Source organism: Scytonema millei VB511283, from assembly GCF_000817735.3.
In the GTDB taxonomy this organism is placed as follows: Bacteria; Cyanobacteriota; Cyanobacteriia; order Cyanobacteriales; family Chroococcidiopsidaceae; genus Chroococcidiopsis; species Chroococcidiopsis millei_B.
This window is the reverse complement of the sequence record NZ_JTJC03000017.1, coordinates 292,355-306,605: the sequence shown is the minus strand read 5'-3', so window position 1 is coordinate 306,605 and position 14,251 is coordinate 292,355. Positions and strand designations below refer to the sequence as shown.

Annotated in this window: 11 protein-coding genes; 6 read left to right on the top strand and 5 right to left on the bottom strand. The window is 45.1% G+C overall.

Annotated elements, in window-relative coordinates; all coding sequences use genetic code 11:
- Positions 1 to 3: 3 nt before the first annotated feature.
- Positions 4 to 3,045: a diguanylate cyclase gene (locus tag QH73_RS26960; protein WP_052289775.1), complete on the bottom strand. Its 3,042-nt coding sequence runs from the start codon at positions 3,043 to 3,045 to the stop codon at positions 4 to 6.
- Positions 3,046 to 3,162: 117 nt separating this feature from the next.
- Between QH73_RS26960 and QH73_RS26955 the strand changes: the two genes are divergently transcribed.
- The 4 genes from QH73_RS26955 (at position 3,163) to ilvB (ending at position 7,467) form a co-directional block, all read left to right on the top strand.
- Positions 3,163 to 3,756 carry a hypothetical protein gene (locus tag QH73_RS26955; RefSeq protein ID WP_039713667.1) on the top strand — a complete coding sequence of 198 codons (594 nt, stop codon included), beginning with the start codon at positions 3,163 to 3,165 and terminating at the stop codon, positions 3,754 to 3,756.
- A 91-nt stretch (positions 3,757 to 3,847) separates the two neighbouring features.
- Positions 3,848 to 5,104 carry an MFS transporter gene (locus tag QH73_RS26950; RefSeq protein WP_039713668.1) on the top strand — a complete coding sequence of 419 codons (1,257 nt, stop codon included), beginning with the start codon at positions 3,848 to 3,850 and terminating at the stop codon, positions 5,102 to 5,104.
- A 29-nt stretch (positions 5,105 to 5,133) separates the two neighbouring features.
- A complete protein-coding gene (locus QH73_RS26945; protein WP_132867283.1) occupies positions 5,134 to 5,307 on the top strand; it encodes a type II toxin-antitoxin system HicB family antitoxin in 174 nt (57 codons plus the stop codon).
- A gap of 291 nt (positions 5,308 to 5,598) precedes the next feature.
- Positions 5,599 to 7,467 carry a biosynthetic-type acetolactate synthase large subunit gene (gene ilvB, locus QH73_RS26940; RefSeq protein WP_052289915.1) on the top strand — a complete coding sequence of 623 codons (1,869 nt, stop codon included), beginning with the start codon at positions 5,599 to 5,601 and terminating at the stop codon, positions 7,465 to 7,467.
- A 43-nt stretch (positions 7,468 to 7,510) separates the two neighbouring features.
- Here ilvB and QH73_RS26935 read toward each other — a convergent pair whose 3' ends face one another.
- The 3 genes from QH73_RS26935 to QH73_RS26925 all read right to left on the bottom strand — a co-directional run bounded on the left by QH73_RS26935 (position 7,511) and on the right by QH73_RS26925 (position 11,326).
- Positions 7,511 to 9,658: a hypothetical protein gene (locus QH73_RS26935; RefSeq protein WP_132867281.1), complete on the bottom strand. Its 2,148-nt coding sequence runs from the start codon at positions 9,656 to 9,658 to the stop codon at positions 7,511 to 7,513.
- A gap of 267 nt (positions 9,659 to 9,925) precedes the next feature.
- Entirely contained in the window at positions 9,926 to 10,348 is a 423-nt protein-coding gene (locus tag QH73_RS26930) for a hypothetical protein (protein WP_052289777.1), read from the bottom strand.
- Positions 10,349 to 10,726: 378 nt separating this feature from the next.
- Positions 10,727 to 11,326 carry a hypothetical protein gene (locus QH73_RS26925; RefSeq protein ID WP_039713669.1) on the bottom strand — a complete coding sequence of 200 codons (600 nt, stop codon included), beginning with the start codon at positions 11,324 to 11,326 and terminating at the stop codon, positions 10,727 to 10,729.
- 27 nt (positions 11,327 to 11,353) lie between these two features.
- Here QH73_RS26925 and QH73_RS26920 point away from each other — a divergent pair, with 27 nt between their 5' ends.
- Complete coding sequence (locus QH73_RS26920; RefSeq protein WP_165587793.1) at positions 11,354 to 11,503, top strand: hypothetical protein; 150 nt, start codon at positions 11,354 to 11,356, stop codon at positions 11,501 to 11,503.
- Here the strand turns inward: QH73_RS26920 and QH73_RS26915 are convergent.
- Positions 11,500 to 12,579 (bottom strand): hypothetical protein, encoded by a 1,080-nt coding sequence (locus QH73_RS26915; protein WP_132867279.1) that lies wholly within the window; start codon positions 12,577 to 12,579, stop codon positions 11,500 to 11,502. The genes QH73_RS26920 and QH73_RS26915 overlap by 4 nt on opposite strands.
- A gap of 102 nt (positions 12,580 to 12,681) precedes the next feature.
- Here QH73_RS26915 and dacB point away from each other — a divergent pair, with 102 nt between their 5' ends.
- Positions 12,682 to 14,232: a D-alanyl-D-alanine carboxypeptidase/D-alanyl-D-alanine endopeptidase gene (gene dacB / locus QH73_RS26910; RefSeq protein WP_039713670.1), complete on the top strand. Its 1,551-nt coding sequence runs from the start codon at positions 12,682 to 12,684 to the stop codon at positions 14,230 to 14,232.
- Positions 14,233 to 14,251: the final 19 nt, after the last annotated feature.

The window sequence follows — 14,251 nt, the reverse complement described above, 5'->3', positions numbered from 1 at the left end:
GGATTAGGCAACGATCGCCCGGTCGCGTCCTTCTTGCTTAGCGCGATAGAGCGCGGTATCGGCAGCTTTGAGAATGGCTTCTCCCTCTAGTCCGTGCTTGGGAAAGCTAGCGACTCCTAAAGATAGGGTAATTGCTCCTATAGGTTGACCGAAAGATTCGACATGCAGTTGTTTGACAGCGGCGCGGATTTGTTCGGCACGCAATTGCGTTACTCCAAGGGAAGCTTCGGGAAGAATCAGGATAAATTCCTCTCCTCCGTAACGACAAGCAATATCCGAACCTCGGACGTAACTTTGCAAGCAGCGTCCCAATTCCCGTAATACGGCATCGCCAGCATCGTGTCCGAGGGTGTCGTTGATTCGCTTGAAGTAATCGACATCGAGCATAATTATGGAAAGTGGCTGTTGCTTGCGATCGCAACGTAGCATTTCCCGCTCTAAAGCTTCTTCCATATAACGTCGATTGAATAAACCAGTCAGCGAGTCGCGAATGCTCTGGTTCTTCAAAGTCTCGCGGAGTTTTAAATTCGCTAAAGTCGGAGCGATATGTTCTGCGACTCCAATCGCCAGTTGCCTTTTGGCAGGGGAAAGCACGCCCTTTTCTAGCGAACCGAGATAAAGCACGCCGAAGGTTTCTCGATGCGCCATCAAAGGCACGCACAAGGACTCAGCGGGTAAGCTGTGGTGTACGTGTTTGCAGAGCAAACCATCGTCGGCATCATCAACCCAGTGAGGTTTACCCAAGCGTAGCGCCCAACAATCATCGGGATTAAAAGCTTGCTGATTTGCTAAAAGGGGGACTCCCCAGGTAGCGACTGGTTCTAGTAAACTTTTCGTGTTGCGGTTGAGGAAAATTCCCCCCGACGCTTGCGGGAACAGAGACTGCACGAGTTGAGCTAGGGTGGTGCAAGCCTCTTCCAGGGTAAGACAAGCTTGTAGTACATCAACGGTATAGCTGAGGTAAGTAATTTCGTGGTTGCGCTGTTTGAGTTCGTTGACCCAATTACTGAGTTGCTCGTTAGCTTGCACTCTTTCTGCTTCCGCTTGCTTGCGTTCGGTTACATCAGTACCAGAAGCGATGATGTAACTAATTTTACCGCTGGCATCGTACATCGGCGTGAAAGCAAAGTCAATCGTGATGAATCGATCGTCGCCTACTTTTGCTTCGCCTTCATAACGCACCCTTTCACCCTGACTGACGCGATCGATCGCCGATCGCAACTCGGCTTGTACGGTAGGAGAGTAAGACCACCAGTAAGTTTGAATCAGGGATTTACCCAAAACATCTTTGGGCTGAAGATCGGCTGCATCTAATAAAGCTTGATTGGCTTCGATCAGCGTGCCATCAGCCGAGAGAACGGCAACAAAGGAGAATAAGCTATTGATAATGTTACGTAAATGCTGTTCGCTGTGACGCAGGCTTTCTTCAGCAGTAGAATGAGCCGTAACATCTATCCCACAGGCGATCGCGTACTCTACTAACCCTTGGCGATCGCGCATAATCGTATTCGTCCAAGCAATGCGGCGAGTATTACCATCGCGGTTGAGACAGTAACCTTCGTATTGGCTTGCCGATTGGCTGGCAAGTAAATTTTCCCAGTGGGTTTTGGGCAATTCAGCTTCACCAGGGAGCGAAAATAATTCCCAGAAAAACTTTCCTGTCACTTCTGTTGCCGTGCGAGCAGTCATTTCTTCGCAGGTACGGTTACAGCGGAGAATCTTCCCTTGAGGATCGAGAACCACCACTAAAGCGCCTGCGGTATTGAGGACTGCTTCCGAAAAATCTCGTTCCTGGGCGATCGCCTCAGTCACCTGCTGGCGCTCTCTCATTTCGCGATCGGTAAAACCGTAAACTCCAGTCAAGAGCAACATATTCAGGCAAATAGCAGCGGCAAAGGCAAACATGGATTGACGAGTGCGCGTGAATTCCACTTGCGACTGCTTCTGTAACAAAGCGTACTCCGTGCTTTCCATCTCTTGGACGATCGCTTCAATTTTATCCGTGAGATGCTTCGATTGCTCTAACAGGGTAGTTTGGGAAGCGGCTGTGGCTCCTTTAGTTTTTCTTAAAAAAGTTGCTTGTTCGATTTCAGTAATTTTTTGCTCGATTAGGGGTTGCAGAGTTGACAAACGGCGCTGTTGGTGAGGATTGTTTCTCGTTTCCTGCTGGAGATGGATGACTTTGATTTGAATGTCTCTTGCCGCATCGTAGTAGGGTTCTAAATAACTAGGTTGTCCAGTGGCGATGTAGCGATGTTTGGCGATCGTCGCCTTCTGCATAGAGGTATGGATGTCTTTCAAGTCTTCGAGGACGCGATAGTGCTGGATTTGCTTGTCGTTATTGCGTCCTAGACTAGTCAGAGTGTGATGAGACACTGCTCCTACCCCAATTAACGTTGCTGAAGCTAAACCCAAGCCAAGCGCCATGCGGGTAAAAAAGCGCTTGTTACTGGAATGTTGGCGATTGACTGTTGGTGTCGATGAAAAGCGATCGCTTCTCTGTTCCAACAACTTCACAACTTGACGACCTAAAGACTGCAATGCTTCTATTTGCTGTAAATCGAGTTCTCGCGCCGTGCGGTCGATCGCGCACAAACTCCCGATCGCGTATCCTTCCGCAACAACCAGGGGGACGCTAGCATGAAAGCGAATGTAGGGCTGGGAACAAACTAAGGGATGGGTAGCCAACTGAGAATCTGTGGAAGCATCGCTGACAATGAAAACTTCTTTTTGTTGTAGCGCTCGTTTGCATAACGCCAGATCGCGCGAGAGGGACTCGATCTGCCAACCAAAACAGGCTTTAAACCACTGGCGATCGAGATCGATAAAACTGATGCTAGCAATGGGAACGCCGCAAATTAACGCTGCCAATTGCACAATTTCATCAAATTCTGGTTCTGGCGGTGTATCGAGGATTTGACACTGGTAGAGAGCTGTTAGTCTGGCGGCTTCATCTTCTAACAGCGTTGAATTTCCAATAAAAGATTTTGTTTTTGATAACTTTTCTGCTGAGGCATTCAGCCGTTGGTGGGCGGCGGTAATCATCTAAACTCTAGATACTTAAAAACAAGGTTTGTATTCTTCAAAGTTTCGTTTCGAGAAGCCAGGAGTAACTACAGTAAGAACACTGAAAGACTTCTTAAAACTTTCTAAATTCAACTCATGAAAGTCGTTATTTGTGCGGGAATCCACGATTTGCATCTGACTCAAGCATTAATCACAACCTTCGAGTCAAGTTTTACCCCTCTATCGCAGCTAAAAGAAACGGGAAATTTACTGGTTTATTCTCCGCCATATCCGTATTTATCCCTATCTGCCGTAGGGATTTTACAGTTTCTTCACGATCGCCTCGGCAGTCCAAAAACAGCGCCGTCGTTGATTTTCCTCGGTTTCAGCGCCGGAGTCGTAGGCGCACTTGGTGCAGCCTGGGGATGGCAGCTCATGGGAGGCAAAGTACGCGCTGCGATCGCGGTAGACGGCTGGGGAGTGCCGTTATTTACCAACTTTCCTTGCTATCGCCTCAGCCACGACTACTTCACTCACTGGAGTTCCGCCCTCTTAGGTAGTGGAAACGACAGCTTCTATGCCGATCCGCCAGTAGAGCATTTGGTACTATGGCGATCGCTGCCCACAATTACAGGTTGGTGGGTACACTCAGATGAGAGTCAATGGCAACACCGCACTTACCTGACGGCAGCTGAATTTTTGTCTATGCTTTTAAAACGACACGGAGACGAGGGAGTGGCTGGTGGCTAGTGGCTAGTGACTAGAATTCTTCCCTTGTCTCCCTTGTCCCCGACTCCCAACTCCCGACTCCCTGCTCCCTGCTCCCTGCTCCCTAATCTCAATGTTTCCCACCGAACCGCCTGCTAACTCGAATGGGTTTCGCGCCCTGTTGCACAACCGAAATTTTATGCTGCTGTGGATCGGGCAACTACTGTCCCAGCTAGCAGATAAAGTTTTTCTCGTCCTGACGATCGCCCTGTTGGAAAACTATCCCCTTGCCGCAGGTATAGAGGATACTAGGCGTTCTGACCTATTTATGGCGTTTACTCTACCAGCGATTCTATTTGGTTCTGCTGGCGGTATTTTGGTCGATCGCGTCCCAAAAAAGCCGATTATGGTTGGTTCTGATGTGGTACGAGGGCTATTGACGCTGATGATTCCGCTTCTACCACGGCAATTTCTGATTCTGCTATTGCTGACTTTTGCTATTTCTACGGTGACGCAATTTTTTGCCCCCGCCGAGCAAACGGCGATCCCCTTGCTAGTTAAGCGAGAACAACTCATGTCTGCTAATGCCCTGTTCAGTAGCACGATGATGGGCGCGTTAATTGTTGGTTTTGCTGTGGGGGAACCGCTGTTAAGCTGGGCGAAATCTTCTTTAGGTGATTCAGGACAAGAGTTAGTCGTGGGTGGATTATATCTACTATCGGCGGGGATCATGCAGCCGATACGCTTTCAAGAACACCAGTCCCCAAGAGCAGAACGACAGAAAAAAAATGCTTGGACTGAATTTAAAGAGAGTTTGAGCTATTTGCGGCGAAATCGGCTCGTGTTGAATGCAATGTTGCAAATGACAACTTTGTATTGCGTGTTTGCTGCTTTAACCGTGCTAGCAATTCGCCTAGCAGCAGAGTTTGGCTTGAAAGAAAAGCAATTCGGCTTTTTTCTAGCGGCGGCTGGGGTAGGTATGGTATTCGGTGCAGCGATTCTAGGTCATTGGGGCGATCGCTTGCACCACAAGCCTCTACCTTTGTACGGATTTTTGATGATGGCGTTTGTCTTGGGCATATTTACATTTACCCACAGTCTATTCCTTGCCTTGGGATTGTCTGTGTTGCTGGGTGTTGGGGCTGGTTTTATCGGCGTACCGATGCAAACTCTCATTCAACAGCAAACTCCACCGGAAATGCACGGTAAGGTATTCGGCTTTCAAAACCACGCGATTAATATTGCCCTCTCCGCTCCTCTATTAATTACCGAAAGGCTAACCATTGCCTTTGGCTTACGCAGCGTTCTGATTGGAATGAGTGTCGCTGTCACCGCGATCGGGATCTGGGCATGGCAAAATACTCGTAGAGTTTTGAAAGATGCGATTTAGGCAGGGAGCAGGGAGCAGGGAAAGAAGTTATGAAAGTTTTTACTGCGATCGTCGAGAGAGATACCGATACTCAACTGTATGTGGGCTACGTCCCTGGTTTTCCTGGAGCGCATTCCCAAGGCGAAACCCTGGATGAGTTACAAGAGAATCTACGTGAGGTCATTGAAATGCTTCTGGAGGATGAAAAACCATTTGACTGTTGAAGAATTCTTAAAGTTTCGATAGTGTGAGAGCAGTAACCAGTGACTCCCGACCAGTTAGTTATTTTATCTCCTCTATCCCTGAAGCCCCTGAAGCTCTTTTCCCCCGACTCTCGACTCCCGCTGATTCAGCGCTTTTTATCTATGTCATGAGATCCTGAATATTAGATAGTAGAGTAAATTTAATAATTAATCAGCAATTTAAAATACAAAATATAAATACAGGTATCCCCCTAGTTAACTAAGTACTGCGTGAGGTTTCCCGTGCGAGCATCTCGTACCCACAGTGTTTCCATCAAAAACGGTCATCTAAACTCATCGGCAATTTCTACTACGCCTCTAGTCACGCCCAAACGCGCGACTGGGGCTTATGCTCTGATTGACAGCCTCAAGCGTCACGGAGTCGAACATATTTTTGGCTATCCTGGCGGAGCAATTTTACCAATTTACGATGAGCTATATCGGGCGGAGGCTGCTGGTGGGATTCAACATATTTTGGTCAGACACGAACAAGGCGCAGCTCATGCGGCTGATGGCTATGCCCGTGCTACTGGTAAGGTAGGCGTGTGTTTTGGCACTTCTGGACCTGGGGCAACAAACCTAGTGACAGGAATTGCTACAGCCCATATGGACTCGATTCCGATGGTAGTTGTAACGGGACAAGTCCCTCGGGCGGCGATTGGAACGGATGCGTTTCAGGAAACCGATATTTATGGCATTACCTTGCCAATCGTGAAACATTCCTACGTAGTGCGCGATCCCGCAGATATGGCGCGGATTGTGGCGGAAGCTTTCTACATTGCCAGCACGGGTAGACCAGGACCAGTTTTGGTTGACGTGCCGAAAGATGTGGGGCTAGAAGAATTTGACTACGTACCTGTAGAACCAGGAACGGTGAGGTTGACTGGGTATCGCCCTACTGTCAAGGGAAATCCCCGCCAGATCGTGCAAGCAGTGCAGTTGATCCGGGAGAGCCAGCGCCCATTACTATATGTGGGAGGAGGCGCGATCGCCTCTGGCGCACATGCAGAAGTTCAGCAACTAGCAGAAATGTTCCAAATTCCCGTCACCACAACTTTGATGGGCAAAGGGATTTTTGACGAACACAACTCCTTGGCTGTGGGAATGTTGGGAATGCACGGTACGGCATATGCCAATTTTGCCGTGAGTGAGTGCGATTTATTAATTGCTGTTGGGGCAAGATTTGACGATCGCGTGACTGGTAAATTAGATGAGTTTGCTTCCCGCGCTAAAGTCATCCACATCGATATCGATCCGGCGGAAGTTGGGAAAAACCGCGCCCCAGAAGTGCCAATTGTGGGCGACGTGCGGACAGTTTTAGTCGAGTTGTTACGGCGATGCCAAGAAACGGGGGGATGTCAAAATCCTAGCCAAACTCAAGTATGGCTCAAGCGGATCGAGAGTTGGAAAGAAGATTATCCTTTAATCGTGCCACGTCATGCCGATCGCCTCTCACCCCAAGAGGTAATTGTAGAACTGAGCCAGCAAGCACCTAATGCTTACTACACAACCGATGTCGGACAGCATCAAATGTGGTCGGCGCAATTCTTAAAAAATGGTCCCCGTCGTTGGATCTCTAGTGCTGGCTTGGGAACAATGGGCTTTGGAATGCCTGCGGCTATGGGGGCAAAGGTGGCGCTGCCAGATGAAGAAGTCATATGTATCAGTGGTGATGCGAGTTTCCAAATGAATTTACAAGAGCTGGGAACTTTAGCACAGTTTGGCATTAATGTCAAAACCGTAATCATCAATAACGGTTGGCAGGGAATGGTACGTCAGTGGCAGCAAGCGTTCTACGGGGAGCGTTATTCTTCCTCGAATATGGAACCTTCAATGCCAGATTTCGAGCTATTGGCTAAAGCCTATGGCATTAAAGGAATGGTGGTTTCTACGCGAGAAGAATTAGCTATGGCGATCGCTCAAATGCTAGCTCACGATGGTCCCGTCTTGATGGACGTGCATGTCAATCGCGAAGAGAACTGCTACCCAATGGTTCCTCCTGGTAAGAGCAACGCTCAAATGGTGGGTTTACCCAAACAACCTAAAGCTGAAAAAGCTCTAGAGGTGGTGCATTGCAGCAATTGCGGTGCGAAAAATCTCTCTAGCAATAACTTCTGTCCTGAATGCGGCACGAAGATTTAATGTGGGTGATGGGTAATGGGTCGTTGGTAGTTGGCGATCGCAACTAAGAGCCAATTTGCAGCTGAACGGTAAAGATATCATCGTTTGTTTGTAAATCTCGTCCAGAGATCTCGCCAAAATCGTACTCGTATTTGCTCCAGTTGACTGCTAAGCTGGGGCTATTTTTATGCTTACCTAGCCGCCACTGAAGATTAGCACCATAACGGGAACGGCTAGAGTTTTCATTGATGGGTGAAAAATAAATCGAAAAGCGCAAAGTCTTGGAAAACTGAACTGCTAAGGTTGTTAAAAGAGTATTATCGACTGACTCAGGGAAGATACCACCAAAAAAATTAGTTACACCAAATGAAACCGCACCAACATTTGCCACTGCTCCTAGAGTCACTGAGCTTTCAGGAGAGATGGTGATTGCATCATCAATGCGATCGTCTCCATCAAGGATATAGTCAAATCCTGTTGATAAGACAAAATTAGTATTTTTATTCCAAGTAAATGTTTTTGAGATGCTGCTAGCTAAATGGCTGTAATATTCGCGATCGGGGTTGATATAACCGATCGCCAGTGCTTGATAATTCCAATTATGACGAGCTTTTTTGGTGTAGTCTAAACCGATGTATGGTTTCAGTTCTTTGGCAAAAATTATTCCTGTATAATATCTAAAAACATTACGGGAACCTGTCAGGTTACCGCTAAAGCTAACATGAGGATAGTAACTCGTTTCCTCAGTTAATTTAGTTGAATTAGCTAGATTGACATCTTGCTCGAAAATTTTCAGATAAATTTGTGTATAAAAATTTTCTAAGGTAGGCGTGGAGAAAATTTCGTTGTTGACTGCGGAAACAAAAGCAATATTTTGATTAACTCCACCTTCGGCAGCCGCATCTGCTACAATTCTTCGATCGCTAGACAGTATGTAACGAATGTGATTCTTATAGTGTCGTTTTACAACTGGAGAAATACCAACCCATAAACTATTAAACTGAGCTTTAGGAGCGCTCTGTTTTTGATGACGAGATGCTGGACTAGCCGCTTTACCGATTCCCGCATGATATGCGGTAAAGCTATTGGCTGGAACTCTAGTATTTCTAGCCGCTAAAAAGAGGTTGATGTTAACGTTTTTATTAGCTTGGAAGGTTGAACCATTAATCTGAGGTATAGCATCGGGTAGTAACTCAGTACCAAATTGAATGGCTGAATTTAGTAGTGTATTTTTATCGTCTAAAATTCCCGTCCAACCGCGAATAGTCAAACCAAGTGCTGCTTCTCGATCGTTGGCTTTAATAATTTGTCTGACTCTAGAAAAAGTTAATCCTGGTTTGTAGTCTATTGTTTCTGTACGAGTAATCGACAATTTTTCAGCTTGGCGATCGCTCGTATACGTACCTGCATTAGGAAAATAGAAATCTAATCCAAGTTGCTGATCTTTGGTTCCCATTTGAAACCCTGGTTGCATAATTACAGCTAGCGTTTCTGGCTTCACAATCTCACCTACCTCAGATGTTTGCAGAAGTTGAGTAGGTACTAAGAAATCTCGATCGATGCTATTTCTATCTGTAATTAGACCTGGAGTATAACTGCATATATCGCCAGAAGTAGAGTCTGGAAATAAACAAGCAGCAACTAAGCTCATCTGCATTTCCATTCCCGTCATAGTTTGAGGCTGTTTTCTGTAAACAGTTACCTCTCTCAACTTTTTAATTGAATGTATTTGTATGTATTGCCCAGTTTGCTCGATAGTAAAAATATTATTTTTTGCCAAGCTTTCCTGAATTTCACTATTAATTTTTACTAAACCGTGAAATACGAAATTATCGCTAAAACGATCGCCAAACTCCAACCAAGAGCGCGTTTGCCAGTCTGTTAAGTGATTTATCGGCAGCTCGTTAAGAATAATAGTAGTTGTGAAGGGATGAATTTCTCGATCGCTAACCTTATGAGGTGAAATAATAAAACTTGACTTAGTTTTTCTCGAGCTTAATTTATGTAAGAGTTTATTTACTATTGGGCGATCGGCAGCCAATTTTGTTTCAGATATAGAAGATTGAGCTAAGGCATTTAGGGTATTGAGATGAGCGATAGTAGTAAATAAAAGCGTTCCAGTTACCAATTGAATAAAACGTATAGAACGTAAAACTGTAGAGATTTGGCTGCTTGAGATTTTTACAAAGTTTGCTTTGGATCGATCTTCCATACACCCTCTAGTTCATTCATATTAATAATCAAAAAACTATTACCTTTGACGGATATAGTTGGTATCAGTAAAGTACCCATGTCAATAAAAATACTTTCAAATAACCAATGAATTATTATTACTAAATCATTAATCTAGGTAAACAATAGTGGAAAAAATAATCGCTAAAAAAGAGATGCAAATGCTTGCATCTCTAATAGAATAAATCGATCGAACAGCAATCGCTCTTTGATTGCTCAATAATTGCTAATAGAAAGTTATTCAGAATTACTCTGGAACAACGTTATCACCAAAATCTACAACTTCGTCACCAGATGCGCTACCAATTTTAACAGCATGAGGTGAATCTAAATTGTTGTTTTGCGATGAACTAATCTGGGTATCTGTATTATCGTCGATAACTATTGTTCCACTACTCAGATTGAATGTGGGATCGATTTGACTGGCAGAACCGAGAGATACTGCTACGTTCATGCCAAAGGATGGTAAGCTAGCAGCGCCAGCAAAAGCACTGTTTTTCCCAACTGCTGCGGCAACAGCAACACTGTCTACCTTACTTGTGGTAGCGTTTATCGTAAACGCAGCACTACCAGCTGCACCGCCTTCTCCTGCCATAGCATTAGAAGCGATACCAAAAATGCCTACAATTGAGGCAGCAGCCATAACAGAGATTTTTTTTTGCAAGTTCATGTATTTTTCCTTGGGTAAGTTTTACTACTTACAGAAATAATGAATATGAGATATGTCAACTTGAGTTCGGAAAGAACAAAAGTTTGATAGCAGCAATAATTCCATCTTGAATAGAAAATTAGCCAGAATCAAAACTGACTTTTTATTCAGTTGCCGTATATCTCATACCAATTGACTGTTCTATTAATAGACAATGAGTAAATAGATACTCATCCGTTAGAATACTGAAGTTTTCTGATAAAATAAGCAAATATCAGGAAAATATACTAGAAATCGAGTTTTTTTGAATAAAACGTTTATTCTACACCTTTAGAATCAAGATGATTGCAGCTAGAGCTGGCATTCCTTACACCACTGAGCAGATTCAAAAAAGTAGATTTAACTTGTAATTGGCACGTTTTTAAATGCACCTGTATCTGGAATAAAAAGATCTATTGTCGTCACACCTTCCGGTATTCTCAACCAGACATAAGCGTCTGAGGATGCATTTCTGCGCACAAAATACAAATTAATGCTACCTGACGATCGCTTATAGCCTACTGGTTCGTAAGTTTCACTAGTATCGGGATTGCGGGCTTTTGTACCCGCTACATCAATTGCATCGTTAGGGTTGACTTCAGATGCAAGGCGACGAAGGCGCATTTGTACGTTGACTACATCGCGAGTTTTTGCCTCTGGATCTGCGATTCGCTTGACAGCTAATAACTCTAATTTCGCTTTATTGCCAATAGCAGACTGGACGAATTGTCCTGGTTGAATTCCATTTGTAGCAGCGGGTGTTGCTGCGGGATCGGGTGCAGCAGATGATACTGGTGCTATTGTCTCTGGTTGAGCATTTCCTGATGTACCAGTGCTAGCGTTATTGCTAATAGCAGCAATTTTTTCTTGTAGCGTAAACACTTGATAGGCAGTGAAGCCACTAAAACCCAACGCCAAAATTGAGAGTATAACAGCTATACCAGATAAAAAATTACTCATAGTCTATCGTTGTCAATCTTTGTGCTAGTGCTGAATGAAAATGCGATCGCCCATTATGCCCCACAATTAGAGCTGTTGGCGTGCGATTCAGCTAATAAATATAGTAGAAACCTGGTTTATGCTTCACGACTCCCTAGTACGGGCGCACTGCTGTGCGCCCCTACCGACTCCCGCTAATTATGACTAATCGGTACATTTCTAAACGTTCCCGTCTCTGGGATAAAAAGATCGAGAGTATTAACTCCCTCTGGTACTTGCAACCAAACATAAGCATCCGTGTAAGTTTGCGGACGCAGATAAAATAAAAACACTGGATTAGTTGCCCGATTTAGAAAGTCAAAGGCTCTGTAAGTCTCGCTAGTTTCGGGGTTACGGGCTGTAGTGGCGCTGACGGTAATTACGTCCTGAAAATTTGGCTGTTTTGTACCCAGTCGCCAAATCCGCATTTTGACATTCACAACATTGCGAGTTGCCAATTCGGGGTTATTCAAGCGTTGTGCTGAAATGACTTGGACTTGCGCTTTATTATCCAAAGCTTTACGAATCAAGCCGTTTGGTTGCATCATCAAGCTACCAGTCGCCTGCATTGCTGTCTCGCTAGAAGTTGCCGCGCGAGAAACTACTCTAGTAAATTGATTTGCAGCCGCGATCGGCACATTTTTAAACGGCGTAGTTTGATCGACAAACAGATCGATTGTCGTGACTCCCTGCGGTACGTCGAGGACGACATAAGCATCGATGGGTTTATCCTGACGCAGTTTACTGAGTGAAATTCTACCTGAAGATCGCCGCATGAAATCAGTGGCTCGATAGAATTCGCTGGTTTCGGAATTGCTTGCCATAGTCGAACCAATGCTAATCGTACCTTCTATAAGTGGCGTATCTGTAAGTTTTTCAATCTGCATTTCCACGTTAACTTCATCTGGCTTGCCAGGGATTCTTTTGACGGCAATAATCGTGACTTGGACTTGATTACCAAAAGCTGTTTGGACTAAGTTGGTTGCTGGAACTTTTGTTGCAGGTGGTACGGACATTAAGTCGCGATCGCTGCCTTTGTCAATTTGAGTGGTGGAGAATAATTTTAAATACTGGTCAAATAATAATCCGCCGATAATGGCGCTACAAATCCCAATAACCAAGGCGATCGCCAATAAAAAGTACGTTTTACTCTCGCGATCGCTGCTTTGAGCCATATTTGGTATGCTAAGAGTCTTTTTGTCAGGCGATGGTTTAGCAATTTGTACTTTAGTCATATAGTTTTAGTCGTCTGTACGCATTTCATCGTCTACACGCAGTCGGCAGTAATTATACGGGTCGGAGATTAAGTAAATCGTACAATATGTATCAGCAAAAACATGATGAAATCTGCTCTTAGGGATATTGTCAAACCAGTTAGCCTACTGCTAACAATTGCCAACGCTCAGATCTACTTGATGCTACCAGCCATAGCTAATAAGATTCCACACACATCTTTACCACATGCATCTTTAAATGCATCCTTCAAAATTGTCCAGCAGCCTTTACGTAACGCAACAACTGCCATTTGTCCGGCTCAATTAGAAACAGCGATCGCCACCGCGATCGATCGCCCCCAACTCAATCGCGCCCGTTGGGGGATTCTAGTCCAAACCGTGAATCGCGGCGATCCGATCTACAGTCGGGACGCTCACAACTATTTCATTCCAGCATCTAACGTCAAACTATTCACAACCGCTGCCGCTTTGCAAAGACTGGGTTCGCAATTTCAAATTCGCACTTCTGTTTATCCCACGATCGCCGGTGGTTTACGAGTTATCGGTCGCGGCGACCCTAGCTTAACCGACATCCAGTTGCAAGCATTAGCAAAACAGCTAAAACAGCAGCAAATTCACCGCATCAGTCAGTTAGTGGCAGAAGATAATTATTTTCAAGGTGCGATCGTTAACCCCAGCTGGCAATGGGAAGATATACATGCAGACTATGGCGCACCCGTCAATAGTTTGATTCTGAATCAAAATACTGTCAAGTTAACTGCAATACCACAACAAGTCGGTCAACCCCTACGCCTCAATTGGTCTGACTTGAGGGAGGGTATGCAATGGCAGATTGAAAATGAAGCGATCGCCGTTCCCGCAGCTAAATCTTCGCTTAACGTCAGCCGCGACTCAGGCGCAGCAATACTCAAAGTCACCGGAAAGATGGGAATTGATGCACCATCTGAATCAATAAATTTAGCGGTTGTCGATCCAAAAGCGCATTTTTTACGTCACTTTCAGCGCAGTCTTGCCCAAGCAGGAATTACGTTATCACCTGGTGACGAGTTAGTGCAACAACAAGATCGACAGTCTTTCCTCGGATGGCGGGAGATCGCATTTGTCGCCTCGCCACCGCTATCAGAGTTATTAGTGGAGACAAATCAACAGAGTAACAATCTCTATGCTGAAGCTTTACTGAGAATACTGGGAGTGAGGGTACAGCTAACGCCTACGACACGATCGACGGCTGAAATTGGCTTGCAGAATGTCAAAGAGACTTTGACTACCTTGGGTGTCGATCCTACGGGTTACGTGCTGGCAGATGGATCGGGATTATCGCGGCAAAATTTAGCTAGTCCAGTTGCGATCGCCCAAACTCTTAGAGCGATGGCAAATTCACCCCTTGCCTCTGTATATCGTACCTCTTTGCCCGTCGCTGGTGTAAGTGGTACTTTGAAAAGTCGCTTTCAAGGTACAACTGCACAAGGAATTGTCTTAGCAAAAACAGGGACGATGAGTGGTGTTGTTGCCTTGTCTGGATATATCAATCCTCCCAATTACGAGCCTTTAGTTTTTAGTATTATTGTCAATCAATCCGACCAACCTGGATCGGTTTTGCGACAGACAATCGATCGCATCGTGTTGTTTTTAACTCTTTTGCAACGCTGTTAGTTTAAATTTAAACCTTAAT

What these genes read in the sequence shown, in the direction of transcription:
- QH73_RS26945 (WP_132867283.1), top strand. Translation starts at nt 5,134, where the DNA reads ATGAAAGTTTTTACTGCGATCGTCGAGAGAGATACCGATACTCAACTG.
- QH73_RS26960 (WP_052289775.1), bottom strand. Translation starts at nt 3,045, where the DNA reads ATGATTACCGCCGCCCACCAACGGCTGAATGCCTCAGCAGAAAAGTTA.
- dacB (WP_039713670.1), top strand. Translation starts at nt 12,682, where the DNA reads ATGATGAAATCTGCTCTTAGGGATATTGTCAAACCAGTTAGCCTACTG.
- QH73_RS26915 (WP_132867279.1), bottom strand. Translation starts at nt 12,579, where the DNA reads ATGACTAAAGTACAAATTGCTAAACCATCGCCTGACAAAAAGACTCTT.
- QH73_RS26955 (WP_039713667.1), top strand. Translation starts at nt 3,163, where the DNA reads ATGAAAGTCGTTATTTGTGCGGGAATCCACGATTTGCATCTGACTCAA.
- QH73_RS26925 (WP_039713669.1), bottom strand. Translation starts at nt 11,326, where the DNA reads ATGAGTAATTTTTTATCTGGTATAGCTGTTATACTCTCAATTTTGGCG.
- QH73_RS26930 (WP_052289777.1), bottom strand. Translation starts at nt 10,348, where the DNA reads ATGAACTTGCAAAAAAAAATCTCTGTTATGGCTGCTGCCTCAATTGTA.
- QH73_RS26950 (WP_039713668.1), top strand. Translation starts at nt 3,848, where the DNA reads ATGTTTCCCACCGAACCGCCTGCTAACTCGAATGGGTTTCGCGCCCTG.
- QH73_RS26935 (WP_132867281.1), bottom strand. Translation starts at nt 9,658, where the DNA reads ATGGAAGATCGATCCAAAGCAAACTTTGTAAAAATCTCAAGCAGCCAA.